Raw genomic sequence first — 25,688 nt, 5'->3', positions numbered from 1 at the left:
CAGAAAACCCCTCCATCCCAGCAATCGCCGGAATGGAGGGGTTCGTGGAGCCCCCTGTCGGATTCGAACCGACGACCCCCGCTTTACAAGAGCGGTGCTCTGGCCAACTGAGCTAAGGAGGCGTAACAACACAGGCGTAACAACACATCAGCGCCGCCGAAACAACGCTAGACAAGGTTAGCCCACACCCTCCCCCGCAACGAAATTCGGAAGCAGTGCGGTACCACGGGACCAAGAACAAACGGCGGCCGGCCACCCCGTAAGGGTGACCGGCCGCCGTCGTAATTCAAGGAAGGCTTAGCCCTTTGCCGTGATGGCGGTCTGGATTTCAGCGTTCAGGTCCGTGGAGCCGTCCCACTGCTTGCCGTCGACAAAAACGGTAGGCGTACCCGTGACGCCGATCGCTGCGGCTTCCTGCGTGGCAACCTTCACCCAGGGGCGGTACTGCTTGCTGTCGACGCAGGAGTCGATGTTTGCCGCACCTACCTCGGTGGCCATGGCCTTCAGGTCCTTGTCAGAGATGCCTGCGCTGCCTTCAGCCGGCTGGCGCTCAAAGAGGAGGTTGAAGAAGTCCGCGTACTTTTCCGGGGAAGAGTTCACCACGCAGGCCGCAGCGTTGGCCGCCCGCGAGGAGTAGTTGGTGGTGGACTGCTGGTCCAGGAAGCCAAGAGCGCGGTATTCGAGGGAGATTTTTCCATCGTTGCGGAGCTTGGTCAGCGAGTCACCGTACGTGGTCTCGAAGCGCTTGCAGACGGGGCAGATGAAGTCGATGTAGGCAACTACCTTGACCGGCTTTCCGGCTTCAGCCTCGCCACCGGGAACAGTTACGGTTGCGGGCTTGCTGGCCAGCGGAGCAGGAACGTCGGCGACGTTGACGGTGGCGGGTTCGGACTTCACAACCTCGCTGTTGGCCAGCAGGGTGACGCCGCCATGGACGTTGCCGTTGGCGGGCGTGGGGCCGTTGTCGGCAATCGGCGCGTTGTTCTGGACGTTGCCAACAACCACGAACGCCACCACCGCGATGATGACAACGATGGCAACCACGATGCCCCAGCCGACCAGAAGCTTGTTGCGCTTCTCTTTCTTCAACTGCTCTTCGCGGATTGCGCGCGCTTTTTCCCGTGCCTGGGCGGTGCGCTCAGCCTTGGACAGGCGGGATTCGTTTGCGGGGCTCATCAGTTCCTCGGGTTACTCGACGTCGTAGTGAATATCTAGGGCAACGGGGACAGTTTACGGGAGCGAACTTGGAGCTCTACCGCACACCCTCCCGCCCGGTTGTTGAACGATCAACTGCCCGTGAAGATTCCACTAGTAGGCTGGGAGTTGAGTCACAGCAACCCCAGGGAGCGTTAATGCAGGAACCGGCAAGCGAAAAACTCAGTACCGAACAAGCCCCCAAGGCTTCTCCAACCAAGAAGCCTACGGCCAGCACGTTCGATTTCATGGTGGTCTCCAACAGGTTGCCTGTGGACCGTTGCAGCAGCGACGGCAACGACGACGGCGGTGACGGCTGGCGCCGTTCGCCCGGCGGCCTGGTCACGGCATTGGCGCCCATGATGACAAAGTCCGACGGCGCGTGGGTGGGTTGGCATGGGGCCCCCGACGAAACAGTGCGGCCCTTCAGCCACGAAGGCATGGACCTGGTCCCGGTCCAGCTCAGCAGCCACGAAGTCGAACTGTATTACGAGGGCTTCTCCAACGCGACCATCTGGCCGCTCTACCATGACGTCATCGCCCCGCCGGAGTTCCACCGTACGTGGTGGGACTCCTACCGGACGGTCAACAAGAAGTTCGCCGACGCCGTCATCCGCCACGCCGCGGACGGCGCCACTGTGTGGGTCCAGGACTACCAGCTCCAGCTGGTGCCCCGCCTGCTGCGTCAGGCGCGGCCGGACCTGAAGATCGGCTTCTTCAACCACATCCCGTTCCCTCCGCCGGAAATTTTCGCGCAACTGCCCTGGCGCCGCGAGATCATCGACGGCCTGCTGGGGGCGGACCTTCTGGGCTTCCAGCGTCCCAGCGATGCCGGCAACTTCATGCGCTCCGCACGCCGGTTCCTGGGCGCCAGCGTCAAGCAGCAGCAGGTCCACGTGAAGGGCCCCGACGGCGAAGTCACCCACATCGCCCGGGCCCAGGCCTTCCCGATCTCCATCGACGTGGACCAGATCCGGCAGCTGGCAAGCAATCCGGACATTATTGAGCGTGCCAAGCAGATCCGCCGGGACCTCGGCAACCCCAAGACCATCCTCCTGGGCGTCGACCGGCTCGACTACACCAAGGGAATCGGGCACCGGCTCAAGGCTTTCGAGGAACTCCTCGCTGACGGGCAGATCAAAGTCGAGGACGCCACGCTCATCCAGGTGGCCAGCCCCAGCCGCGAGCGCGTGGAACAGTACAGGCTGCTTCGCGAGGAAATCGAAGGCACCGTCGGTCACATCAACGGCACCTACGACACCATCCAGAACACAGCCGTCCGCTACCTGCACCACAGCTACCCGGTGGAGGAGATGGTGGCGCTGTACCTGGCCGCCGACGTCATGTTGGTGACCGCGCTGCGCGATGGCATGAACCTGGTGGCCAAGGAGTATGTGACCGCCCGCGCCGATGACAACGGGGCGTTGGTGCTGAGCGAATTCGCCGGCGCCGCGGACCAGCTCAAGCAGGCGTTCCTCATCAATCCGCACGACATCGATGGCCTCAAATCAGCCATCCTCCGCGCGGTCAACCTCGAGCCCAAAGAGGCCCGCCGCCGCATGAAACTGATGCGGAAGCAGATCCTGGACCACGACGTCGACCACTGGTCGGCCGAGTTCCTGGCCGCACTTGAGGAAAAGGTGGTCCGCGATGACAGCTGAAAAACTGTCCTTGAAGCCCGAACTGCTAGACGCCATCCGCCGCATCGCCAACACCGAGCAGCTCCTGGTGGCCCTCGACTTCGACGGCACGCTCTCCCCGATCGTGGACCGGGCAGAGGACGCCCGGCCACTCCCTCGGTCCGCCGCTGCTTTGGCGGAACTCGCCGAACTTCCCCGCACGACGACGGCACTCATCTCGGGCCGGGCACTGGACAGCTTGCGGCTGGTCGCCTCACCTCCGGTCGCCACGCTGCTGGTTGGGAGCCACGGGGCCGAGGTCTGGTTGGGCGAAGGCTCCCAGGGTTTGGAACTGGATGACGAACAGCGCACAGCGCTGGCGGCAGTTCGTGATGTGCTCGAGGAAATCGTGGAGACGGCTCCCGGGACGGTCCTCGAAGACAAGCCTGCCGGTGTCGTCCTCCATACGAGGATGGCGGAGGACGACGTTGCCGAGGACGCTGTGGAAGCCGCTACGCGCGTGCTCCGCGAGTATGCAGGCGTCTACCTGAAGACGGGCAAGCGGGTGCTGGAAACTTCGGTGGTCCACGCGTCAAAGGGTGAGGCGGTGGAGTTCCTCCGGCAGGCAACCGGCGCGACGGCCATACTTTTCGCCGGGGATGACGTAACGGATGAGGATGCCCTGGGCCGCCTGATGGGTGATGACGTGGGCATCAAGGTCGGCCTGGACTTCACCCAGGCGCAGTACCGCGTGGAGGCTCCAGTCCACATGGCAGAGCTGTTGGAGGCCCTGCTGCGGGAGCGTCGGCGTGTGGTTGCCGCGCGCGACCGGTGATCAACGGCACATGTGACCTTTGTAACATTTAGGTCTTTCATCCAAAAGTCTGACATACTCTTGGATGTGATGTGACGCACAGTACCGTGCGGCGTCACACGATCCTCCCCGGCCATTGGCCGGGGAGTTCAACTGAAGAAAATGAACCATTCACAACGGATCGTCCGGCACGTACCTGCCGGTGAAGGGATTGATAACTGTGGCTACAGTTACTTTTGATAACGCTACGCGTCTGTACCCGGGCACAGATAAGCCCGCCGTCGATAAGCTCAACATCGACATCGCCGATGGCGAATTCCTGGTCCTCGTTGGACCCTCCGGTTGCGGTAAGTCGACCTCGCTGCGCATGCTCGCAGGCCTTGAGGACGTCAACGCAGGCCGCATCCTCATCGGCGACCGCGACGTCACGGACGTTCCGCCGAAGGACCGCGACATCGCGATGGTCTTCCAGAACTACGCCCTCTACCCGCACATGACCGTTGCGGACAACATGGGCTTCGCCCTGAAGATCGCCGGCGTTTCCAAGGAAGAGCGCGCAGAGCGTGTCCGCGAAGCCGCCAAGCTCCTTGACCTCGAGCAGTACCTGGACCGCAAGCCGAAGGCACTCTCCGGCGGTCAGCGCCAGCGTGTTGCCATGGGTCGCGCAATCGTCCGTAACCCCCAGGTCTTCCTCATGGATGAGCCGCTTTCCAACCTTGACGCCAAGCTCCGCGTCCAGACCCGTACGCAGATCGCGTCCCTGACCCGCCGCCTGGGCGTCACCACGGTTTACGTGACGCACGACCAGGTCGAGGCCATGACCATGGGTGACCGCGTGGCTGTGCTGAAGGACGGCCTGCTGCAGCAGGTTGACACCCCGCGCAACCTGTACGACCGCCCGCAGAACGTCTTCGTTGCAGGCTTCATTGGCTCCCCGGCCATGAACCTGCTGGAACTGCCGGTAGTCGACGGCGGCGTTCAGTTCGGTGGAACGGTCTACCCCGTGCCGCGCGACGTCCTCCAGGAAGCACACGGCCAGACGGTTACCGTTGGCTCGCGTCCGGAAGACCTGGAGACGGTCGGCAACGGCGAAGGCCTCCAGGTCGAGGTTGACGTCGTTGAAGAACTCGGCGCCGACGCTTACGTCTACGGCCACACCATCCTTGATGGCAAGAGCCACGACATCGTCGCCCGCGTCGATGGCCGTCGCCCCCCGATGAAGGGCGAATCCATCTTTGTTCGTCCGCAGTCCGGCCACGTCCACCTGTTCGACACCAAGACCGGCCTCCGCCTGGGCGACTAAGTCCCCACCGGCACCCTAGCCTCGCTTCGCTCGGCCAGGGAACCCTGCCGGCGTGGGCCCTAACCCGACGCTGACGCGTCTGTACGTTCCGCATTGTGATAGCGGCCCGACCCCTCACGGTCGGGCCGCTCTCGCGTTAACCTTTCTCCCAGAAAGAACGGCATGAACACGACAGATACCCTGATCCCCCGCCCCTCGCACGTCGAACTCCTGGACAGCCCTGCCTTCACGCTCTCCCCCAACGCCCGGATTGTGGCAAGCGATCCTGCCGTGCCCGTCGCTGAGCAGCTTGCCTCGCTCCTGCGTCGCGGCACCGGTTTCGAGCTGCCCATAACGGAGGACACCCGCCCCGGCGACATCGTCCTCGAGCTGGTGGACATTTTCGACGGCGGCCCGGAAGCGTACTCGCTCGCTGTCACCAGCGATGCCATCCGACTCTCGTCCTCCACAGATGCCGGCCTGTTCAACGGAGTGCAGACACTGCGGCAGCTTTTCCCCGCATCCATTGAGGGTACGGAGCGGGACGCCGATGGCGTCTGGGTGATTCCCGCCGTCGACATCGTTGACGCGCCGCGTTTCGCCTACCGCGGCCTCATGCTGGATGTTGCCCGCAACTTCTTCACAGTGGAGGAGGTGAAGGAGCAGATCGATGTCATGACCCAGTTCAAGCTGAACGCACTGCATCTGCACCTCACCGATGACCAGTCGTGGCGCATCGAAGTCCTGGAGCCCAAGGAGAATCCATCCGGGCTGGACTACGCGAACCTCACCCGGCTGGGCGGCACGGGCGCCGTCGAGGTCCCAACTGCCGTGCCCGCGCGTGGCAACTCCGGCTTCTACACGCAACAGGATTTCCGGGACATCCAGGCGTACGCCGCCAGCCGCAATGTCCTGGTGGTGCCGGAAATCGACCTCCCCGGACACGTCAACGCCGCCCTCGCCGCCATCCCTCAGCTCAATCCGGATAGCGAGGCCAAACCCATGAGCACCACGGCCGAGGTTGGCTGGTCGACCCTGAGCGCGGACCTACCGGCCACGTACGAGTTCGCCCGCGAAGTCCTCGGACAGCTCGCCGACATCACTGTAGGCCCGTACCTGCACATCGGTGGAGACGAAGCCCATGTCACGGCCCACGAGGACTACGTCGCCATGGTGCAGCAGTTTGTCCGGATAGCCGCCGCGACTGGCAAGGCCGTGGTGGGTTGGAACGAGTTTGCCGCCGTCGAGCTTCCGGAAGGTGCGGTGATCCAGTACTGGCACGGCGATCTGGAGGCCACCGTGCGACAGGCCCACAACAGCGGCACACCGGTCATCATGTCCCCCGCAGCGAACACCTACCTGGACCAAAAATATGCACCGGAAAGTCCCGTTGGGTTGTCGTGGGTGGAAGGCGGCCCCTTCACCTGGTCCGAGTATTACAACTGGGACCCTGCCCAGGGCGGCCTGCACGACGAACAGATCCTCGGCATCGAAGGGCCCCTGTGGTCTGAGACGGTACGGAACAACAAACAGGCCCAATGGCTCCTGTACCCACGGGCGGTTTCACTGGCGGAAGTGGCCTGGTCCGGCCAGGAAGTCCGCAACGCCGGTGACTTCCGACGTCGGTTGGGCGCCTTGGGTGAGCGGCTCACGCGGCAAGGCGTCGTCTTCCAGGAAACACCCGACGTCGAATGGTCGGCGAAGCCGGAGTATCCCTTTTCAGGCGCGATAACCGCCAGCGACGCCAAGTACGGAACAATTGAGGCATGAGCGAGCAAAACGGAGCCCAGTGGCACGACGAACCCACCGACTACGGGCAGATCGGCAAGCTCCCCAGGACTGAGGCAGCCAGCGCGCAGGACACCGCACCGCCGGCCAGCGTGATCGGTTCGCTTAACATCACTGCTGCGGCAGCTGATCCAGAGCTGTTGGACCTGCCGTGGCACATCGCCCTGGAGGACTGGCCCGCCGAGTACCTTGCGGCCCTGCCCCGCGGTATTTCCCGGCATATCGTCCGTTTTGCCCACCTTGGCGGCTCGGTCATTGCCATCAAGGAGACCTCAGAACACGTCGCCCGCCACGAGTACCACATGCTCCGTAAGCTGGCACGGCTGGACGTTCCCTGCGTGGAACCCGTGGCCGTCATCACCGGCCGCACCACCGCGGACGGGCGCCCGCTGAACCCCGTTCTGGTCACCCGGCACCTGAAATTCTCCATGCCCTACCGCGCGTTGTTCTCCCAGATGCTGCGGAAGGACACGCTGACCCGCCTCATTGACGCGCAGGCGCTGTTGCTGGTGCGCCTGCACCTGGTGGGTTTCTATTGGGGTGACGTGTCGCTGTCCAACACGCTGTTCCGCCGTGACGCGGGCGCTTTCGCCGCGTACCTGGTGGACGCGGAAACGGGCGAGCTCTACCGTGACCTTTCCATGGGCCAGCGCGAATATGACCTCGAGATCGCCAGGGTGAACATTGCAGGTGAACTGATGGACCTGTTGGATGGCGGGCTGATTGAGGAAAAGGTTGACCCGGTAGCCACCAGCGAGCTGATCATGGACAGCTACCGCCGGCTCTGGACCGAGCTAACGGAAAAGGAGTCCTTTGAGCTCGGCGAGCGTTGGCGCGTAGGGGCGCGCATCCGCCGCCTCAACGAGCTGGGCTTCGACGTGGAGGAATACGCCATCAAGACCACGGCGGACGGCTCCACCATCCAGCTCCAGCCCAAAGTGGTCGACGCCGGCCATCACCAGCGGCGGTTGCTCCGCCTCACGGGTTTGGACGCCCAGGAGAACCAAGCCCGCAGGCTGTTGAACGACATGGACCAGTTCCGTGCCGACAACAACCCGGAACTGGATGAGGAAATCAGCGCCCACATTTGGGTGAGCCAGATCTTCGAACCCATTGTCCGTTCCATTCCCCGCCACTTGGCCGGGAAGCTGGAACCGGCAGAGGTGGTCCATGAAGTCCTGGAGCACCGCTGGTACATGAGCCAGAAGCAGGACAGGTATGTACCGTTGGCCGAGACGGTGCAGTCCTACCTGGACACCGTGCTGCAGCACCGCCGTGACGAGGCAGCCATCATGCTGAACCCGGACACTGAGTTGTTGAAGATCCTCGAAGTCGAAGTGGAGGAATCCGGCCGCTACGACGACGAGGAGGAAGACGAGTACCCGGACGCCGACGACTAGTGGAGCTTTAGGGCTCCAGCGTCTCGGCGAGGCCTGACAGGACCGGTTCGCGGCCCAATTCGATGTGCGAGTATGCCAGGGAGTAGGCCAGATCAGGCCGGCCTTTCAAGATGGCGTTGCAGAGCTCAGTGTGTTCTTCGCGTTGGAGTTCGTTGCTTCGGTTGTGCGCCAGCCCGAAAATCCACCGCATCCTGCCGAACAACGGCTTCACGGACTCGATCAGCAGGCGGTTTCCGGACAGGCGGACGATTTCGGCGTGGAGCTCGGCACTGATCACGGCGACGTCTTCGGTCCGGTCCTCATCGATGGCCGCCGTGGAGGCCTGCATCAGCTCCTCCAACCGGCCGCCGTCGGCGCCTTCCGCCACCCGGGTGGCAGCCATCCGGGCGGCGAACGTTTCCAGGCACAGCCGGATGTCGAACAACTCGTTGACGTCGGTGAGCGTTAGCTGCCGCACCACGGCACCGCGACGCGGGAACGTCTGGACAAAACCGTCCTGCTCAAGCCGTTGGATGGCTTCCCGCACCGGAATACGCGAGACGTTGTAGACCTCGGAAAGTTCGCGTTCACGTAAACGCATGCCCTGGGCATACGTGCCTGTGACTATGCCTTCGAGCACCAGTTGATAGACGTTCTCGGCACGGGCCTCGTCGTCGCGGCCAGTTCCGGTTTCCGGCATCGCCTCAGCCACTGTCAAACCTTCCTTCACACCCTTGCACGCCTCATGTGCCGGACGGCGCCGGTCAGCGTTCCAACCGAGCATACACGGGAGGAAACAGCTCATCGGCAGGGCGGTTCAGGGTGTCCCGAACGCTGTAGGCCTGGCGCATCTTGTCGAACAATTCCTGGCCCTTCAGGCGCCAATAGTCCAGGTCCACCCCGTCGATCACACCGTCAGCCATGATGGTTCGGCCAGCCACCACGGACAGCACAGCCTGGCGGGCTGTTCCGTTCAGGACAAGCGTCCGGAGTGGATCGTCGTGGACGCCGTCACGGATGTCCCCCAAGGAGAAGGCCACCAGGTCCGCCTGGGCTCCGGGCTCCAACCGGCCCAGGTCTGGGCGGCGGAGGGCATGCGCACCACCGAGGGTGGCTGCGTCGAAGTATCCCGCAACGTCACCGGCGTCGTTGGTTCCGGCGAGGATTTTCGCGAGCTGCACTCCGGCGTCGATTCCGCGGATCAGGTCCGGCGGGAAGGAGTCGGTGCCCAGCGAAATGTTGATGCCCGCTCCCTTGTAGGCATTGAAGGAATCCAGGGCACTGCCGTAACGCATGGACGTGAGCGGGCAGTGGATGATGCTTGCACCGCTGTCCGCAAGCGTTGAGAGGTCGCCGCGGTCCTCGCCGAACACGGCCGGGTTGCGGTCTGTGTAGGTGGCGTGCGGAATCAGCAGCCGTTCGCCCAGCAGACCCACCTGTTCAAGGAGCTCCAAAGGCGCCACTCCATGCCGGTCCAGGATGAGTTCGCGTTCCATCAGGCCCTGCAGGGAGTGGAGGCGCACCAAAATGTCCCTGTCGGCGGATGCCGCCGCCGTTTCCTTAAGCAACCCTATGTCCAGTGTTTCGATCCGGCACGGGAGCAGGACGCCAGTCACCAGAGGGTCGTTAAGTTCCGTCGCATGGTCGATGAAGCGCAACGCATCGGCAAAACCCTCACGGCCACGCTCGACGTCGAACATCACCGAACGCTTGCCGCTCTCCAGGACGACGTTCACGCCGGAGCGGTAGGCAGGGCCCAGGAAGCCGCGCAGGCCGAGGCGTCGGCTGGTTTCGGCCATGCCCACCAGCTCCTCATAGGGCTCGGCCCATGTGGAGTGCACTTCGGAGGCGATGGGCATGTACGTGGTGACGCCGTGCAGGATGAGCTGGATCAGGGCGTACTCGCGGACTTGCTGGCGCTCTTCGGCGGTAAAGACGTCTGCACGGCGGTTCCGGAAGTAGTCTTCCGACCACTGGTGTCCTTTGGCGTGTTCCGGTCCGGCCCAGCTGTCCAGGATGAGGTGGTCGATGTCCGTGAGCGCGTCGAGGTCGATCAGGCCGGGCATCAGCAGGGCGTCACCAAGCTGGCGCTCTTCGTCCACGGCTCCGGGGTAGTCATGGCCGACGTACTCAATGGTGGAGCCGTCATACACAACGCAGGCGTCTTCAAGGAGGACGTGGTGTCCGTTGTGATAACCCAGCACGTAGCGGGCGGTGACCTTGGTTGGCACGGGTGGCTCCTCAATGTTTCCTGTCCTCTGCTGGCTCAGCGCGAGGAACTCTCTGGTATTCCAAACAGTACATTATTTGTGATTTACATCGCATGAATCCTGCTCTAATCTATTTTGGTATACAAGAACTCCGGAGCACGCTCCTCGGATGATGAAACGAGCAGAACCGTTGACCCAGTTACAGTCCATCGAACCGAACACCGGCAGCCCGCCGCTTCCTCGGGCAGCGGCGGGCGAGTCCAAAGCGCCTGCCGAGGCCCGCTCACTGCTCGCCACTGCGTGGATGCGGATCCGCCGCAGCAAGATCGCGCTCCTCAGCCTGTGCGTCGTGGTGGCCATCATGGTGTTCGCCATCCTGGCTCCCGTGTTGAGCGCCATGTCGGGAAACGACCCCTTTACGTCGAACACCAGCCCCGAGGTGCTGGATGACTTCCAAACACCCGGGCTTCCGCTTCCCGGCTACATGTACCCCTCGGCACAGCACTGGTTGGGCGTGGAGCCTGGCCTGGGCCGCGATCTCTTCGCCAGGCTTGCCTACGGCGGCCAGGTTTCCCTGACCATCGCCTTGCTCTCCACCGCTGTCTCGGTCGTGCTCGGAACTGTCCTGGGCGCGGCGGCCGGCTACTTCGGTGGCAAAACGGACGCGATCATCAGCCGCATCATGGACCTGTTCCTCGCTTTTCCCCATCTTCTCCTGGTGCTGTCGCTGACGCCCATCCTTCAGTCACGGCTCCGGGATACCCCGCTGGGCGAAGGGAGCTTCCTGCCCATGGCCTCGCTGGTGATCATCCTTGGCTTCTTCGGCTGGGCCTACCTCGCCCGCATCGTCCGGGGCCAGGTACTCAGCGTCCGCGAGCGCGAATTCGTGGAAGCCGCCAGGTCCTTCGGCGCCTCGCACGTGAGTGTCCTGTTCCGGCAGATTATCCCCAACGTCATGGGAGTCGTGCTGGTTTACGCCACCATGCTGATCCCCACCAACATCTCAGCCGAAGCAGCACTGTCCTTCCTGGGCGTCGGCGTAAAGGACCCCACACCGTCGTGGGGCCAGATGCTGAACGCCGCCCAATCCGGTAACTGGTACCTCAGCGATCCATGGTTCCTGGCCGTTCCCGGCGTCATGCTCATCGTCACCGTCCTGGCGTTCAATCTCCTTGGTGACGCCGTCAGGGACGCACTGGACCCTAAAGCTTCCCGCCACTGAATCCCGCATTCATCCCCGCATCACCACACCCCCTCAAGGAGCATCATGAAAACCCCTGCAAGAGCCTTGGCTCTTTCCGTGCTGATCGCCGTAGCCGCCACCGGCTGTGGCGCCGGAAAGAACCAGCCCACCAACTCCAACCAGGCCCAGTCAGTCACGGAACTTGCGCCGGTTGTGGTCAAGTCCGGTTTCAACGGCAAGGGCGGAAACATCAACGTCCTGATGTCCTCCGACTTCCAGACACTTGATCCTGGCAACAGCAACTACGTACAGACGGCCAACGTCGGCCAGCTGTACTACCGCACGCTGACGATGGCCAAGGAAACAGCCGGCCAGCCGCCCACTGTGGTGCCGGACCTCGCAACGGACACCGGTAAAGTCTCCGACGACGGCCTCAGCTGGACGTTCACCCTGAAGGAAGGCGTGAAGTTCGAGGACGGTACGCCCATCACCTCCGCCGATATCAAATACGGCGTGGAGCGCACTTTCGCCCAGGACGTCTTCACCCAGGCGCCGCAGGAGTTGAATGCAGCACTCGACGCTGGTGGGCACAAGGGGCCGTACAAGGATCCTTCCGCTGAACTCAAGGCAGTTGAAACACCCGACGAGCGGACCGTGGTCTTCCACCTGAAGAAGCCATTCGCGGAGTTCCCCGCACTGGCTTCCCGTTCCAACACGGCCCCTGTTCCCAGGGCCAAGGACACCAAGCTGGACTACACCAACCACCCGGTATCCTCCGGTCCGTACATGGTGGAGTCCTACAACCGCGGCAAATCCCTGAAACTGGTCCGTAACCCGCACTGGGATGCTGCCACGGACCCCAACCGCTCGGCCCTGCCGGACACCTTCAGTTTCTCGCTTTCGACCTCTCAGGCCACCATCAGCCAGCAGTTGTTGGCCGACTCGGACCCCAATGCCATCACCCTGGACTCCAATGGCGCACTGCAGACCTCGGATTCCGCCAAGCTCGCAGACGCAAAAGTGAAGGATCGCGTGGCCTCCGGGCTGCTGGGCTGCAACGATGTGCTGAGCCTGAACACCCAGAAGATCAAGGACCCCGATGTCCGCAAGGCGATCGCACTGGCTTTGGATCGGCAGTCCATCCTGGTCCAGTACGGTGGCCGACGCTTCGGGGAGCTCACCCAAAGCCCACTGAACGCGAAGATGCGCGGGTACGTGGAGACTGAGCTGGAGCTCGACCCCACCGGCAAGCCGAAGCTCGAGGAAGCCAAGAAGCTCCTGGAGGGCAAGGACTACCCCAAGACCCTTACGTACGGTTACGCGAACAACCGCGACGCTTTCAAGAACACCGGCACCGTGGTCCAGCAAAACCTCAAGGCTTTGGGAATCGACGTGGAACTGGTGCCGATTCCGGCCCCGAACTACTACTCGGTCCTGGCCAGCGAGCAGCTTCCGGATATGGGACGGTCCGGCTGGTGCGGCGGTGCCGACCCTGCATCGGTGCGCACCTCGGCCGATCCGCTCCTGGGGCCGAACAATGACGGCACCAGCTATGGCTTCTCCAACACTTCCCGGTACTTCGACCCCGTAGTGTCCAAGGCGATGTTCGAGCTGCGCAACACTGACGGAACCTCGGAGGAACTCGGTAAGAAGTGGTCCGAGGCCTTCGGCTCAGCTTTGAAGACCTACCCGATCGTGCCGCTCATCCGCACCCACACCAACAGCGTGGTGGGCTCCAATGTCCGCAATGCCCAGGTGGGCTACTTCTTCGGCGGCATCGACCTTTCGATCGTCGGCGTCGAGCAATAGCCGGACTTCGAGAAACCAATCGGGCATAGTCCAGAAGGAGAAGCGGGCCGGCTGCATCAGCGGGCGGCCCGCAACCACCACCATGACGACTTTTATTATTCGCCGGACCGGATCGCTGGTATTGCTCCTGGCAGCGGTCAGTTTCATCACCTTTACGCTCTTCCAATTGGGCCCGTCTGATCCTGCCGCGGCTGCCTGCGGCCAGGAATGCACCCCCGAACGCATATCCGAGGCACGGGTCGCGCTGGGCATGGATCAGCCGTTCTTCGTCCAGTACTTCGACTACATCCGCGGCCTCTTCTCGTCACGGATGATCGGTGCCCCCGGCGCCCAGACGCTGTGCGAATGGCCGTGCTTGGGTAAATCGTTCCAAACCAACGAGAACGTAGCCGACATCATTGCCCGTTCCCTCCCCTACACCTTCTCGATGGCCATCGGTGCGCTTGTCCTGTGGACCATCACCGGCGTCGGGCTCGGCCTACTGGCGGCCCTCCGCAAGGGTTCGCCGGTGGACAAGTTCATTGTGGGCGCAGCCTCTGTAGGCGTTTCCCTTCCCATCCCGGTCACGGGTCTGTTCCTGCTGCTCCTGTTCGTCAACCAACTGCACCTGTTGCCGTTCACCACCAACGAGATCAACAGCCCCTTCGGTCCGCACGGTCCCGGGGCCTGGGTGGCCAACTACCTGCTGCCCTGGATCGCGTTGGCCGTCCTCTTCAGTGCTTCCTACATCCGTGTCACCCGCACCAACATGATTGAGACATTCGGTGAGGACTTCATCCGGACCGCCCGTGCCAAAGGCCTGGCGCCCCGCACTGTGACTTTCAAACACGGTGTCCGTGCCGGCATCACCCCTGTGGTCACCATGCTGGGCATGGACATCGGCCTGCTGCTCGGCGGAGCAGTGCTCACCGAACAGATCTTCTCCGTCCCCGGCCTCGGCTTCACGGCAGTGCACGCTGCCATCGCCGGGGACCTCCCGGTCACCATGGCCATCACCATGCTCGCCGCATTCTTCGTCATCGTCGCCAACGTGGCGGTGGACCTTGCCTATGCCGCCATCGACCCCCGAGTGAGGCTCCAATGATGCAGTTGAACACCGCCCCCGCGAGCGCTCCCGCCAGCGGTACGGCCACCGCGCCGTTCCTGGAGGTCCGGGACCTCAGCGTGAAATTCCCTACGGACGACGGCGTTGTCTCCGCAGTGAACGGCATGGACTTCACCTTGGAACGCGGCCAGACCCTGGGAATTGTGGGCGAATCCGGATCCGGAAAATCCGTCACGAGCCAAGCGCTCATGGGCTTGCTCAAAGGCACGTCTGCGCAGGTCACCGGGCAGGCCATGTTCCAGGGCAAGGACCTGGTGGCGCTCCCCGAATCCGCCATGCGTCAGTTGCGTGGCCGCAATATCGGCATGATCTTCCAGGATCCCCTGTCGGCGCTGCACCCGTTCTATACCGTGGGGCACCAGATTGCCGAGGCGTACCTGGTCCACAACAAGGCGAGCAAAAAGCAGGCCCGGACGGCCGCCGTCGACATGCTGGGAAGGGTGGGCATCCCCAGCCCGGAGCAACGCTATGACGAGTACCCGCACCACTTCTCCGGGGGCATGCGGCAGCGGGCCATGATCGCGATGGCGCTGATCTGCGAACCCGAACTGTTGATCGCGGACGAGCCCACCACTGCGCTGGACGTGACGGTTCAGGCCCAAATCCTGGACCTGATGTCCGGACTCCAGGAAGAAACAAACTCGGCGCTCATCCTCATTACCCACGATCTCGGAGTGGTGGCGGAAGTCTGTGACGACGTGCTGGTCATGTATGGGGGCCAATGCGTCGAGTCGGGGCCAGTGGACGGGATCTTCTACGACACCCGGCACCCCTACACCCTCGGCCTGCTCAACTCGATGCCCACCCTCAACAGTGCCCAAAGCCGGCTGAACCCCATTCCGGGCCAGCCGCCGTCGCTCCTTGACCTGCCCAATGGCTGCATCTTCAGCGCGCGATGCCAATACGCCGAAATCGCCGGCGACGGCGTCTGCGCCAGCCAGCGTCCCGAACTGCGGATGGAGGACGGGCACGGCAAGCGCTGCCATTTGAGCGGCCCGCAGCTCATCAGCATCCGGAATTCGCGTTAGGACCCGTCATGGAACATCAGCCAATTCTCCAGGTGGAGAACCTGCAAAAGCACTTCGCGCTGAAAGGTGGCCTCCTTCCCGGCTCCGCCAAGGGTTCGGTCAAAGCGGTCGACGGCGTGTCGTTCAGCCTTGCCCGCGGCCAGACTTTGGGGCTCGTGGGTGAGTCCGGGTGCGGTAAGTCGACCACCGGACGGATGGTGGCGCGGTTGCTGGACCCGACCGGCGGCCGGATCGTCGTGGACGGTGAGGACATCAGTGAACTGCACGGAAGGGGCTTGTACAACTTCCGGCGGACGGTCCAAATGATCTTCCAGGACCCGTTTGCCTCGCTGAATCCCCGCCAAACCGTCGGGACGGCGATCGCGGCTCCCATGGTGGCGCAGAAGATCAACCCACAAGGTGGCCTGAAGAACCGGGTCAAGGAACTCCTGGACCAAGTGGGTTTGAAGCCTGAGCATTACAACCGTTTCCCCCATGAGTTCTCCGGGGGTCAGCGGCAACGGGTAGGTATCGCACGGGCCATTTCCCTGAACCCTTCGGTTATTGTCTGCGACGAACCCGTCTCCGCGCTGGACGTCTCGGTGCAGGCGCAGGTAGTGAACCTCCTGCAACAGATTCAGCGTGACACCGGCGTTTCTTACATCTTCATCGCCCACGATCTCTCAGTGGTCCGTCACATTTCCCACGACGTTGCCGTGATGTACCTCGGAAAGATCGTGGAGCAGGGACCCCGCGACGCCTTGTTCAGCAACCCCTTGCACCCTTACACCAAGGCCCTGTTGTCAGCTGTGCCATTGCCGGATCCGCGTGCCGCCCGTGAACAGGTGAAGATCCGCCTTCGCGGCGACCTTCCTTCGCCGGCCAATCCACCCAGCGGTTGCGTCTTCCGCACCCGCTGCCCGCTGATCGGCACGCTTCCCGAGGAACAACGCCAGCGCTGTATCAACCGGATTCCCACACCAGCCACACCGGACGCACCCGCCTGCCACCACGCAGGTATGGCTGCCACGGTGCTGTCCGGTGTGCAATAGATTCACTACCAAAGGAGCAAACATTGAACACCCTGATCCGCGCCGTTCGCCCGTGGGGGCATGAGCTCAGCGACGTCAGCATTGTTTCGGGCGCAACTGGCGGCCAGATCACCGCCGTCGAACCTCACGACTCTGCCCGCGCAGTTCCGGAAGGCGTCACAGTGGTGGAGGGCCGGGGACGGCTCCTCCTCCCGTCCTTTTCCGATGTCCATGTGCACCTCGATTCGACCCGGATAGGCTTGCCGTTCCGTGAGCACACCGGCGGTCCGGGCGTGTGGACCATGATGATGAACGACCGCCTCAACTGGCGCAACGCCGAGGTCCCCTTGCAGGACCGCGTCAACGACACCCTGGGCCGGATGATCGCGCGCGGCACCACCCGCGTGCGCTCATACGCGCAGGTGGATGTGGACTGCAGGCTCGAACGATTCGAGGCGGTGGCTGCGGCCAAGGAGAAGTTTGCGGGTCAGGCCTCCGTGGATATCATCGCTTTCCCCCAGGCCGGGTTGTTGCTGGAAGAAGGCACAGTGGAACTCATGGAGGAGGCACTGAAGGCCGGTGCCAACGTCATGGGCGGCATCGATCCCTGCACCCTTGACCGGGATCCGGTCAAACACCTGGACATCGTGTTCGGCCTGGCCGAGAAGTATCAGGTGCCCATCGACATCCACCTGCACGAGCCAGGCGAGCTGGGCGTCTTCAGCACGGACCTGGTACTCGAGCGCACCCGGGCCCTGGGCATGCAAGGCAAAGTGACCATGTCCCACGCCTACCAACTGGGCAGCGTCAACGAAGCCACTACCCGCAGGCTCATTGACGCCTTTGCGGAGCTGGACGTTTCCTTGGCTTCGGTAGCTCCTTCCGCCGCAGGACAATTGCCCATCCCGCTCCTCACCGAGGCCGGCGTCCGTTTGGGCCTGGGCGAAGACGGCCAACGCGATTACTGGTCCCCTTACGGCAACACGGACATGCTGGACCGTACATGGCAGCTGGCGTTCACGCACGGTTTCCGCAAGGACGAGCTGATCGAGCACTGCCTGGCCATTGCCACCATCGGCGGCGCGAGCATCCTTGACCCCAGCGCTACCCGGCTCAAGGACACGGCCCACCGTCCCGGCGTCGAGGTTGGCGATCCTGCCGAACTGCTCCTGGTGGACGGCGAAACGGTGGCCTCCACGGTCATGGACCGTGGCAAGGACCGTACCGTGATTCATGCAGGCCGTGTGGTGGCTGACCAGTTGGAACTGGTCTAGCCGCTACGAAACCCGCCCTGGTTGGTTCTCCTCGCCGTTGAGCATGAGGAGTTCCGAACCAGGGCGGGTTTCGTTATTAACGGCTACTCGCTTCGCGCAGTTGGCGCGTCATCCAACGGCGTCCACCATGTCACAGCCGGAGTGACTGTGAAGCGACGGCCTGTGACTTTGCTGGGTGTGATGCGGATGAACTGGTCCTTCTGGCCGGCTTCCCACGGAAACAGCAGGAGCCCGATCGTGTCCAGCACGTCCTGGGTCAGTTTCACCGCGGACGCCTGGCCCCTGACCACAACGCTCCACGCCACGCCGGTTTCGGCGTTGACCCCGTCGGCCTCGATGGCCACCGGGGTGTCGCCAAGGGCCGCGTGGAGCTTGGTTCCTTCGCCGGTCCTGAAGACCAGGGTTCCGTGGTCCACTTTGTAATTCACGGGGAAAATATCGGGGTGGTCTTCCACCCACACAGCCAGCCTGCCAACTGATACGCCGCGCAAGAGCTCCCAACACTCGTTGGTTTCAAGGATTTCCGTAGCGGGTGTGGCTGGCTGATTCGTCCCTGATGCTGAGGTCGTCATATCGCCGAGGATACGCCGCAGAGGGACCCCCCGAAAGGCCCCGCCTGCCTCCGGAAAGGTTGTTTTCAGCGCCAGGTGGTTCCACCGGCGTCGGACAGCGCCTCAGCGAAGAGATCCAGCTTTCGACGCGGGTTGCGGGGGCACCTCGGTCAGTCCGACGCTCACCACGGGCCCTCGAATCGCCAGGAATCCTGCCCCGGCCAGCACCAGCGCCTCGGCCGAGAGCGTCCAGAACGTCAATTCCCAGCCGCCAGTCATGGTGTGAAGCAATCCGGCGCCCAATGGGCCCAGCGAAGCAAGCGCAAAGCCGAACCCTTGGCTCATGGCCGAGAGCCGACCGGCTGACTGTGGCCCCGCCGAGCGGATCACCACCAGTGCCATGGCCAGGCCAAAACCGGCGCTTTGCACAACCCCGAGTATGCCGACCATGACGAACTGCAGCCCCACGGGTGCAACCAGCACTCCCACGAGTGCGAGGGCCACGGATATTCCAAGTCCGGGTGCCATGACCCGCAGTATCCTGGGCCGGCCCGCCAGGACAGGAGCAAGGAGGCTGGCCGGCAATCCAGCGAGGCTGAACCATGCGAGCAATGCCGCGGCATCCGAAGGCGAGAGCCCCCGGGACACCAGGTACACAGCCAGCCATGAGGTGATGGCGAAGTAGAGCATGGCCTGCAAACCGAAGAACGCCGTGACCGCCCATGCCGTGCGCTGCTTCCTGAGTGGGCTGGCCGAGCCAGATACTGGGCTGGCTGGACCAGGCACCTGGCTGGCCGTTCCGGGCGACGGGGGTGTCGACGTCGTGCGTCCTCCGGAGCGGTGGATCAGGAAGGCCCCCAGCAGGGCCGGCACGGCCCAGGCGGCAAGTGCCGACGGCAGGCTTCCGCCGAAGGCCTGCTCCAGTGGCTGGACCAGCCCGGCCCCAAGTGCTGCACCTAGTCCAAATCCCATGGTGCAAAGGCCAGTCCACCACCCCGTGCCCCTGTTGGATTTGACGATCTGCGGAACCAATACGCTGGCGCTCATGATCGCCATGCCGGCCAGGAAAGTGCCCGGGAGCAAGAGCGCTGGCACGGTCGCACGGAGGATCAACGCTGCAGCCAACGCCAGGAGTGCCACGGCTACGGCCCGTCCGGTTCCCAGTCGGCGAGCCAGCCACGGCCCAATGGGTCCCGAAATCCCGAAGGCCAGCACCGGCATCGTTCCCAAGAGCGGAAGCAGCGAAGGATCGAGTCCATAAACCCCGTGCACCTGGTTCATCACCCCGGCCACCGTAGTAATTGCCGGCCGAAGATTGATGGACACCATCACAAGTGCGAGCAAGATCAGGCCCGTCGTCGCCCTCGAACCCAGCCCCGCCCCACCCACCCGGTTTTCACGCACGCAATCCTCCTCATAACTCACTTGGTATACCAAATAAGAATATGAGCAGAATCAACGAATGTAAATGCCAGAAACGATGTGACCAGAAGACGAGAAGCACAAACTTTGGAATACCAGAGCGGGGGTGTGATGTGGCGGCAACGCTGCCGGTGCGCCCCCAAGGGGCCCGAAGGCCCGGAACGCGGCAGCGCGCGTCTAAGGGAGGAACGACCGAGCGCGCAGAGCGTTCCGGGCCTTCGGGCCCGGCCCGCCCGGTACGCTCGGCCCGGCCGGTACGCGCCGCTAGCCGGTTCCTAGATAGCCTTCCCCGGGTTCAGGATCCCCTGCGGATCGAACAGCTCCTTGATCCGCCGCTGCAGCTCCCGCACGGGCTCCGGCTGCTCAAGTCCCAGCCAGCGCAGCTTGTATTGCCCTACGCCGTGCTCACCGGTGATGGTTCCACCCATCTGGAGCCCCACCCGAATGGACTCGTCCAAGGCTGCGTTCAGGCGCTGCAGGGCGTCGGTGTCGGTGACGGGGTCCACCCGGTCCATCCAGAAGGTGGGGTGCAGGTTACCGTCGCCGGCGTGGGCCACTACCTTGAGCCGGACCTGGAACCGCTCGGCCATCGCTTCAAGGGCGGCTACGAAGTCCACCAGCCGCGATCGTGGGACGGCAATGTCTTCGCCTACCCGGAATTCGTCGTCGACCTCGACGCCGCGGCTGTTGCGTCGCAGTTCCACCAGCATTTCGGCTTCGGCGCTGGCTTCGGTGGTAACGGTGGCGCCACCGTCGGCGAGGACCTGCCGTACGACGTCGGCCTCGGCAGCAGCACCGAAACCGTCGGTCTGGATGAGCAGCAGGGATTTGCCGCGTCTCTGGAGGTCTCCCCCGTGCAGTTCGTCCAGTTGCACCAGCGTGCCGTTGTCCAGGAGTTCCATGATGGCTGGCTGGACCCGGGCCCGGCCTACAGCGAGGACGCCCGCGGCTGCGCTGCGGAAGTCCTGGTAGAACGCGGCGATGGTGTGGATTTCGCGCGGCAGGTATTTCAGGCGTACTGTCACGCCCACCACGATTCCCAGTGTTCCTTCGGAGCCCACCAGCAGGGCGGTCAGGTCGTAGCCCGCGACGCCCTTGAAGGTCTGGTGGCCGGTGTGCATCAGGGAGCCGTCAGCCATGACGACATCAAGCGCCAACACGGAATCACGCGTTACACCGTATTTGGCGCAGCGCAGCCCACCCGCGTTCGTGGCCACATTGCCGCCGATGGTAGACATTTTGTAACTGGCGGGGTCCGGGGCGTACATCAGTCCGTGTTCGGCGGCTGCTGCGTTCAGTTCGGCGTTGATGACGCCGGGTTCGACGACGGCGGTCTCGTCGTCGGGGTTCAGGTCCAGGATGCGGTTCATCCGTTCGAGACTCAGGACGATGCACCCTTCGGTGGCGTGCGCACCACCGGAGACACCCGTTCCGGCGCCTCGGGCGACGATCGGAACCTGGTGTGCGGCGCAGGTGCGGACGACGTGTTGCACGTCCGCCACGGACTCAGCCCAAACGACGGTAAGGGGCAGGTGCCGTTCCAAGAGGGGGCCCTGGTCGGCTGAGTAGGTGCTGAGTGTTTCAACGTCCTGGGCCAGATTGCCGGCGCCCAGGCCTTCCGCAAGGTCGCGCAGGAAAGCCCGCTGCGCTGCTGATGGCTGGGCTGCTTCGCCTTGGCCGTGTGTGCGTTTCTGTGGTGTACCGGCCATGGCCATTTCGTCAGACAAGGTGTTCCCTTCACACGAGCACCGCGGACACGCCAACCCGGCAGTCTTCGCAGTGTTTCCGTGCTCATAGTCTAGCCAGCGGACCCTTGACCGTTTTGGCACAGCCGGGCTAAATCCGCCGGGCCTCCCTCGATGGCGTCTGTAAGCGTTTCCAGACTGTGCCCCGAACTTACTCCTGCGAAAATCCGCCCCACTTCACTTTGCTGCGGGTGGCGCGTTCATGAAAGTGGAAGCGCTTTCAATATTCCGGGCTGTCTCCTACGATGTGTCCATGTCCGTTGATTCATTGCTCTCAGTTGAGGCCTACGAGCCCACTGCTGCATTCACGCAGATAACCCCAGTCCACGACGCCTCCGACGCCCACGGTTGGTGGCGTTCCGCCGTCATCTACCAGATTTATCCGCGGTCCTTCCGCGACCTCAACGGTGACGGTGTAGGAGACCTGGCTGGCATCACGGAAGAACTGGGGAAGCTTGCAGCTTTGGGAGTGGACGCCGTGTGGCTGTCGCCGTTCTACCGTTCGCCCCAGAGGGACGCGGGTTACGACGTGAGCGACTACTGCGACGTCGACCCGCTGTTTGGCACCCTGACGGACTTTGACGCACTGATTGCCGAAGCCAACAGGCTGAACCTGCGCGTCATTGCGGACCTGGTTCCCAACCATTGCTCCGACCAGCACGTAGCGTTCCAGGCGGCACTCCAGGCCGGACCTCATAGCCCCGAGCGCAACATGTTCATCTTCAGGGACGGGCTTGGTCCGGACGGCAACGAGCCGCCCAACAACTGGCAGTCGCACTTTGGCGGCTCGGCCTGGACCCGCATCATCGAAGCGGACGGGAGGCCAGGACAGTGGTTCCTGCATCTTTTCGACTCCTCGCAGCCGGACTTCAACTGGGACAGCCCTGCGGTCCACGCAGAGTTTGAACGCGTGCTCCGTTTTTGGCTGGACCGCGGTATTTCCGGCTTCCGTGTTGATGTTGCCCACGCCTTGGTCAAAGCCGCAGGCCTTCCCAACTGGGGCGGCCGTGCTGATGGCAACAGCTCGGACGGCTTCCCGGGCCAGGATGCTCCCATGTTCGGCCAGCCCGCACTGCACGACATCTACCGGCGCTGGCGCTCCATCCTGGAGGAATACGGGCCGGACCGCATCCTCTGCGCCGAAGCCAATGTGGACCCGCTTCCGCGGCTGGCGCTGTGGGTCCGCCCCGACGAGATGCACCAAGCCTTCAACTTCCCGTACCTGCATGCCGGCTTGGACGTCTACCGCCTTCGCCACACCATCACTGACTCCCTGGTCTCGCTGGATGCTGTCGGGGCCCCGAGTACTTGGGTTCTCTCCAACCACGATGTTGTCCGGCACGTTTCCCGGTTCGGCTACGACGGACCTGGCCCCCGCGATGGTGATGGCATAGGGCCTGACGACGTACAACCCAACGAGGAACTCGGACGACGGCGGGCTGCCGCGGCCACCATGTTCATGCTCGGCCTGCCGGGCGGCGCCTACCTTTACCAGGGTGAGGAACTGGGCCTCCCCGATTCCACCACCATCCCCGCCGCGCTTCGGCAGGACCCCACGTTCAGCCGGACAGGCGGGGCCCGCATCGGCCGCGACGGCTGCCGTGTGCCGCTGCCGTGGCGGTCCGCGGACGCCAACGCCGGCTTCGGGGACGGCAAGGATCCCTGGCTGCCCCAGCCCGAGTCCTGGCCCGCACTGGCGAGGGACAAGCAGGAGTCCGATCCGGCGTCGCACCTTAACCTGTACCGTGCATTACTGGCCGAAAGGGCCGCACTCCGACTTGGTGAAGGATCATTGGCCTGGGTGGAGGATTACTGCAGCGGCTCGTCGCTCGCGTACCTCAACGGAAACATTTTGGTGGTCATGAACACGGCACACCAGCCCATGCCGATGCCGCCCGGAGAGCTGATCCTGCGCAGCTCCCGGCATGTAAGCGCGGAACCACAGGCTGCTGATCAAATAAGCTCGGGAGAGACAGTCTGGCTCAAAGTCAGCTAAATCTTCTTCAAGGAGCGGGATGACCGGTATCAAGGACGTTGCCGAGCGCGCAGGTTTGTCCGTGGCAACAGTTTCCCGGGCCCTGAGCGGCAAAGGCAGCGTATCCCCTGCCAGCCGCGCACGTGCCCAGGCTGCAGCCTCCGAGCTGGGTTTCGTTTTGTCCTATCACGCATCCAGCCTGGCGTCCGGCCGGACCCACAACGTTGGCCTGGTGGTACCCTCCGTCCATCGCTGGTTCTTTTCAGCGGTGGTGGAGGGCGCATCAGCAGCCCTGTTGGAGGCGGGCTACGACCTCACGCTCTACAACATCGGGGAGAATGCGGCCCACCGGCAGAGTGTCTTCAACGATTTCCTTCTGCGTAAGCGTGTGGACGCGGTCATTGCGGTCTCCTTGGAATTGAGCGAGAACGAGCTCCGGCAACTCCACGCCGTGCACCGCCCCATTGTTGGCATCGGCGGGCCACTGCCTGGGGCCTCCACCATCAGGATCGACGACACGGCCATTGCGCGCCAGGCCACCAACCACCTTCTAGGCTTGGGGCACACCAAGATCGCCCACATCACCGGTCATGAAGCCTACGATCAGGACTTCCATCTGCCCGGAACCCGCCGCACCGGTTTCGAAAAGGCAATGAACGACGCCGGATGTCCGGTCAGGCCCGAATGGATCGTTTCTGCGGACTTCACCATAGAAGGCGCCTATGCGGCCGCCCGGCAGTTGCTTGCCGGCGCGCCGGAACGGCCAACCGCCGTCTTCGCAGCATCTGACGAAATGGCGATCGGCACCATCCTGGCTGCCCGCGACTTCGGGCTGCGCGTCCCGGACGACATCTCGATCATGGGCATCGACGGACACGATCTTGGTAACGTCATGGGCCTGACTACCATCGACCAGGATGCCAAGGGTCAAGGGGCACTTGCAGTCCGTACCCTCCTTGGGGCGATCACCAACGGCACCCCTCTCGTCGCAGCGGACACGCAGCACCCCACCAGGCTCGTTGTGCGCACCAGCACCGCTGTTCCACCGGCCGACGCGAACTAGCTGTACTAGCGCTCTGGCCCGCCGTCTACAGCAGCCGTTCCATCACGAGCTCCAGCTTGGCCGGATCTTGCGGATAGGGCCGGCTGGCACCCGTCAACTCGAATCCATGGCGGCTGTAGAACGCTTGAGCCCGGGCATTGTCCTCATGGACTCCCAGCTCAAGACGATCGGCGCCCAGAGACTCCCCTGCGACCCTGCACGCCTCATTCAAAAGCTCATCAGCCAACCCCAAGCCGCGATGCTCAGGGGCCACGTAAACACTGATGAGCATCGCTTCCCGTGTCGACTCAGAATCCTGCGGGTGCTTCAGGACCACCCTCATCAGCCCGTAGAGCGTGGGATCGTCTTTGCCCCCATCCGCAACCAGCGTGACGTTGCCATCCCCGCACATTGCGGCCGCTCGCTGCTGCCATTGGGTATCCGTCTGCCGACGTGCCGCCTCCAGGCTTTCGATGTAAGCCATGGGGGTGTCTGCAAGCATCTCCAAGCGAACGTTCTTCAACAACAACCAGTCATCGGCGTGGAGCCGGCGGACCCTAGGCAACGGCTCCGCCCATGAATCTCACGTAGCGCTGCAGCACGCGAGGCCAACCCTCGGCATAGGAAGCCCGTGAGGCCTCAGGATCCTCGGCCCCTTCCCAACCGTCGTGGACCAGGCGTACCTCCGTGCCTTCATCAACTGCACGGAATGCCACACGGATTTCCGTGGACCACAAGGGGGTGCTCGCCGGGTACCAGCTGGCATGGAAGGACAGGGGTGGCTGCCAGTCGTCAATGGTGCCCCAGACAGAGGTGCGGCCGTCCTCGGCTGTCTCCAGGATCAGGTTCTCCTCAAACTCCACATGGGAACCGAGCCCAAAGACGCTCTCCTCCTCCATGGGCCACCACAGGTGGGGGTGGTCAGTGAAGCCCTGGAAAGCATGCGAAACGTTCGATGGGACCACCACGGTCACCACCAGGGGCTCAAGCTCATTGCCGGACTGCTCGGAGGGCTCGGGTTCGGACGCGGGATGGCTGAAGAGATTTTCCATGACCACCTACTTTACCGGCGGCGCGAACCGGGTGGTTAAATGGGGGGAGCCCCGACCGTCGTGGTCGGGGCTCTCCCTGTTAATGGTTGTCCGGCGGTGTCCTACTCTCCCACACCCTCCCGGGTGCAGTACCATCGGCGCTGTGGGTCTTAGCTTCCGGGTTCGGAATGGGACCGGGCGTTTCCCCCACGCTATGACCGCCGTAA

At 63.5% G+C, this 25,688-nt stretch carries 21 protein-coding genes, 1 tRNA gene and 1 rRNA gene; 13 read left to right on the top strand and 10 right to left on the bottom strand.

Annotated features, from left to right (window positions below; genetic code table 11):
* Nucleotides 1-45: 45 nt before the first annotated feature.
* A tRNA-Thr gene (locus tag LRQ04_RS06280) sits at nucleotides 46-122 on the bottom strand.
* 175 nt (nucleotides 123-297) lie between these two features.
* On the bottom strand, nucleotides 298-1,176 hold the full coding sequence (locus tag LRQ04_RS06275) for a thioredoxin domain-containing protein (protein WP_235518784.1): 879 nt from the start codon (nucleotides 1,174-1,176) through the stop codon (nucleotides 298-300).
* A 176-nt stretch (nucleotides 1,177-1,352) separates the two neighbouring features.
* On the opposite strand from LRQ04_RS06275, the gene LRQ04_RS06270 reads away from it, so the two are divergent.
* The 5 genes from LRQ04_RS06270 (at nucleotide 1,353) to LRQ04_RS06250 (ending at nucleotide 8,097) form a co-directional block, all read left to right on the top strand.
* Nucleotides 1,353-2,855 (top strand): trehalose-6-phosphate synthase, encoded by a 1,503-nt coding sequence (locus LRQ04_RS06270; RefSeq protein ID WP_305082600.1) that lies wholly within the window; start codon nucleotides 1,353-1,355, stop codon nucleotides 2,853-2,855.
* Nucleotides 2,845-3,648, top strand: a complete 804-nt coding sequence (otsB, locus tag LRQ04_RS06265) for a trehalose-phosphatase (RefSeq protein WP_235518783.1) — start codon at nucleotides 2,845-2,847, stop codon at nucleotides 3,646-3,648. The genes LRQ04_RS06270 and otsB overlap by 11 nt, the downstream gene beginning before the upstream one ends.
* A 199-nt stretch (nucleotides 3,649-3,847) precedes the next feature.
* Entirely contained in the window at nucleotides 3,848-4,930 is a 1,083-nt protein-coding gene (locus LRQ04_RS06260) for an ABC transporter ATP-binding protein (protein WP_142936539.1), read from the top strand.
* Nucleotides 4,931-5,092: 162 nt separating this feature from the next.
* Nucleotides 5,093-6,679 carry a beta-N-acetylhexosaminidase gene (locus tag LRQ04_RS06255; protein WP_235518780.1) on the top strand — a complete coding sequence of 529 codons (1,587 nt, stop codon included), beginning with the start codon at nucleotides 5,093-5,095 and terminating at the stop codon, nucleotides 6,677-6,679.
* Entirely contained in the window at nucleotides 6,676-8,097 is a 1,422-nt protein-coding gene (locus LRQ04_RS06250; RefSeq protein WP_235518779.1) for a DUF4032 domain-containing protein, read from the top strand. Before LRQ04_RS06255 ends, LRQ04_RS06250 begins: the two co-directional genes overlap by 4 nt.
* 7 nt (nucleotides 8,098-8,104) lie before the next feature.
* Here the strand turns inward: LRQ04_RS06250 and LRQ04_RS06245 are convergent, their stop codons facing one another.
* Together LRQ04_RS06245 and LRQ04_RS06240 are read right to left on the bottom strand one after the other, a co-directional pair.
* Nucleotides 8,105-8,788, bottom strand: coding sequence for a GntR family transcriptional regulator (locus LRQ04_RS06245; protein ID WP_235518778.1), 684 nt, complete (start codon nucleotides 8,786-8,788; stop codon nucleotides 8,105-8,107).
* A 52-nt stretch (nucleotides 8,789-8,840) separates the two neighbouring features.
* Entirely contained in the window at nucleotides 8,841-10,307 is a 1,467-nt protein-coding gene (locus LRQ04_RS06240; protein WP_235518777.1) for a chlorohydrolase family protein, read from the bottom strand.
* Nucleotides 10,308-10,455: 148 nt separating this feature from the next.
* On the opposite strand from LRQ04_RS06240, the gene LRQ04_RS06235 reads away from it, so the two are divergent.
* The 6 genes from LRQ04_RS06235 to LRQ04_RS06210 all read left to right on the top strand — a co-directional run bounded on the left by LRQ04_RS06235 (nucleotide 10,456) and on the right by LRQ04_RS06210 (nucleotide 17,695).
* Entirely contained in the window at nucleotides 10,456-11,508 is a 1,053-nt protein-coding gene (locus LRQ04_RS06235) for an ABC transporter permease (protein ID WP_235518775.1), read from the top strand.
* A gap of 45 nt (nucleotides 11,509-11,553) precedes the next feature.
* Entirely contained in the window at nucleotides 11,554-13,278 is a 1,725-nt protein-coding gene (locus LRQ04_RS06230) for an ABC transporter substrate-binding protein (RefSeq protein ID WP_235518773.1), read from the top strand.
* 82 nt (nucleotides 13,279-13,360) lie between these two features.
* Nucleotides 13,361-14,362, top strand: a complete 1,002-nt coding sequence (locus LRQ04_RS06225) for an ABC transporter permease (RefSeq protein WP_235518772.1) — start codon at nucleotides 13,361-13,363, stop codon at nucleotides 14,360-14,362.
* Nucleotides 14,362-15,411, top strand: coding sequence for an ABC transporter ATP-binding protein (locus tag LRQ04_RS06220; RefSeq protein ID WP_235518771.1), 1,050 nt, complete (start codon nucleotides 14,362-14,364; stop codon nucleotides 15,409-15,411). Before LRQ04_RS06225 ends, LRQ04_RS06220 begins: the two co-directional genes overlap by 1 nt.
* Nucleotides 15,412-15,419: 8 nt before the next feature.
* Nucleotides 15,420-16,442 (top strand): ABC transporter ATP-binding protein, encoded by a 1,023-nt coding sequence (locus LRQ04_RS06215; protein ID WP_235518768.1) that lies wholly within the window; start codon nucleotides 15,420-15,422, stop codon nucleotides 16,440-16,442.
* A gap of 23 nt (nucleotides 16,443-16,465) precedes the next feature.
* Nucleotides 16,466-17,695 (top strand): amidohydrolase family protein, encoded by a 1,230-nt coding sequence (locus LRQ04_RS06210; RefSeq protein ID WP_235518767.1) that lies wholly within the window; start codon nucleotides 16,466-16,468, stop codon nucleotides 17,693-17,695.
* An 83-nt stretch (nucleotides 17,696-17,778) separates the two neighbouring features.
* Here the strand turns inward: LRQ04_RS06210 and LRQ04_RS06205 are convergent, their stop codons facing one another.
* The 3 genes from LRQ04_RS06205 to LRQ04_RS06195 all read right to left on the bottom strand — a co-directional run bounded on the left by LRQ04_RS06205 (nucleotide 17,779) and on the right by LRQ04_RS06195 (nucleotide 21,377).
* Nucleotides 17,779-18,267: a pyridoxamine 5'-phosphate oxidase family protein gene (locus tag LRQ04_RS06205; protein ID WP_235518762.1), complete on the bottom strand. Its 489-nt coding sequence runs from the start codon at nucleotides 18,265-18,267 to the stop codon at nucleotides 17,779-17,781.
* Between the two features lie 102 nt (nucleotides 18,268-18,369).
* A complete protein-coding gene (locus LRQ04_RS06200; protein WP_235518760.1) occupies nucleotides 18,370-19,650 on the bottom strand; it encodes an MFS transporter in 1,281 nt (426 codons plus the stop codon).
* A 293-nt stretch (nucleotides 19,651-19,943) separates the two neighbouring features.
* Nucleotides 19,944-21,377: an FAD-binding oxidoreductase gene (locus LRQ04_RS06195; protein ID WP_235519706.1), complete on the bottom strand. Its 1,434-nt coding sequence runs from the start codon at nucleotides 21,375-21,377 to the stop codon at nucleotides 19,944-19,946.
* Between the two features lie 289 nt (nucleotides 21,378-21,666).
* On the opposite strand from LRQ04_RS06195, the gene LRQ04_RS06190 reads away from it, so the two are divergent.
* Together LRQ04_RS06190 and LRQ04_RS06185 are read left to right on the top strand one after the other, a co-directional pair.
* On the top strand, nucleotides 21,667-23,409 hold the full coding sequence (locus LRQ04_RS06190) for a glycoside hydrolase family 13 protein (RefSeq protein WP_235518759.1): 1,743 nt from the start codon (nucleotides 21,667-21,669) through the stop codon (nucleotides 23,407-23,409).
* 19 nt (nucleotides 23,410-23,428) lie between these two features.
* On the top strand, nucleotides 23,429-24,451 hold the full coding sequence (locus tag LRQ04_RS06185; RefSeq protein ID WP_235518757.1) for a LacI family DNA-binding transcriptional regulator: 1,023 nt from the start codon (nucleotides 23,429-23,431) through the stop codon (nucleotides 24,449-24,451).
* 25 nt (nucleotides 24,452-24,476) lie between these two features.
* Here the strand turns inward: LRQ04_RS06185 and LRQ04_RS06180 are convergent, their stop codons facing one another.
* The 3 genes from LRQ04_RS06180 to rrf all read right to left on the bottom strand — a co-directional run bounded on the left by LRQ04_RS06180 (nucleotide 24,477) and on the right by rrf (nucleotide 25,687).
* Entirely contained in the window at nucleotides 24,477-24,995 is a 519-nt protein-coding gene (locus LRQ04_RS06180; protein ID WP_235518751.1) for an N-acetyltransferase, read from the bottom strand.
* Complete coding sequence (locus LRQ04_RS06175) at nucleotides 24,988-25,482, bottom strand: SRPBCC domain-containing protein (RefSeq protein ID WP_235518748.1); 495 nt, start codon at nucleotides 25,480-25,482, stop codon at nucleotides 24,988-24,990. Before LRQ04_RS06175 ends, LRQ04_RS06180 begins: the two co-directional genes overlap by 8 nt.
* A gap of 88 nt (nucleotides 25,483-25,570) precedes the next feature.
* A 5S ribosomal RNA gene (gene rrf / locus LRQ04_RS06170) occupies nucleotides 25,571-25,687 on the bottom strand.
* Between the last annotated feature and the right edge of the window lies 1 nt (nucleotide 25,688).

The organism is Paenarthrobacter sp. AR 02 (genome assembly GCF_021538675.1).
In the GTDB taxonomy this organism is placed as follows: Bacteria; Actinomycetota; Actinomycetes; order Actinomycetales; family Micrococcaceae; genus Arthrobacter.
The sequence above is the reverse complement of the archived record's forward strand: the minus strand, read 5'-3'. Positions and strand labels throughout refer to the sequence as shown.

Coding starts and splice junctions, on each gene's coding strand:
- LRQ04_RS06205 (WP_235518762.1), bottom strand. CDS start 18,267: ATGACGACCTCAGCATCAGGGACGAATCAGCCAGCCACACCCGCTACG.
- LRQ04_RS06255 (WP_235518780.1), top strand. CDS start 5,093: ATGAACACGACAGATACCCTGATCCCCCGCCCCTCGCACGTCGAACTC.
- LRQ04_RS06250 (WP_235518779.1), top strand. CDS start 6,676: ATGAGCGAGCAAAACGGAGCCCAGTGGCACGACGAACCCACCGACTAC.
- LRQ04_RS06175 (WP_235518748.1), bottom strand. CDS start 25,482: ATGGAAAATCTCTTCAGCCATCCCGCGTCCGAACCCGAGCCCTCCGAG.
- LRQ04_RS06185 (WP_235518757.1), top strand. CDS start 23,429: ATGACCGGTATCAAGGACGTTGCCGAGCGCGCAGGTTTGTCCGTGGCA.
- LRQ04_RS06230 (WP_235518773.1), top strand. CDS start 11,554: ATGAAAACCCCTGCAAGAGCCTTGGCTCTTTCCGTGCTGATCGCCGTA.
- otsB (WP_235518783.1), top strand. CDS start 2,845: ATGACAGCTGAAAAACTGTCCTTGAAGCCCGAACTGCTAGACGCCATC.
- LRQ04_RS06270 (WP_305082600.1), top strand. CDS start 1,353: ATGCAGGAACCGGCAAGCGAAAAACTCAGTACCGAACAAGCCCCCAAG.
- LRQ04_RS06220 (WP_235518771.1), top strand. CDS start 14,362: ATGCAGTTGAACACCGCCCCCGCGAGCGCTCCCGCCAGCGGTACGGCC.
- LRQ04_RS06190 (WP_235518759.1), top strand. CDS start 21,667: ATGTCCGTTGATTCATTGCTCTCAGTTGAGGCCTACGAGCCCACTGCT.
- LRQ04_RS06215 (WP_235518768.1), top strand. CDS start 15,420: ATGGAACATCAGCCAATTCTCCAGGTGGAGAACCTGCAAAAGCACTTC.
- LRQ04_RS06195 (WP_235519706.1), bottom strand. CDS start 21,377: ATGGCCGGTACACCACAGAAACGCACACACGGCCAAGGCGAAGCAGCC.
- LRQ04_RS06275 (WP_235518784.1), bottom strand. CDS start 1,176: ATGAGCCCCGCAAACGAATCCCGCCTGTCCAAGGCTGAGCGCACCGCC.
- LRQ04_RS06225 (WP_235518772.1), top strand. CDS start 13,361: ATGACGACTTTTATTATTCGCCGGACCGGATCGCTGGTATTGCTCCTG.
- LRQ04_RS06235 (WP_235518775.1), top strand. CDS start 10,456: ATGATGAAACGAGCAGAACCGTTGACCCAGTTACAGTCCATCGAACCG.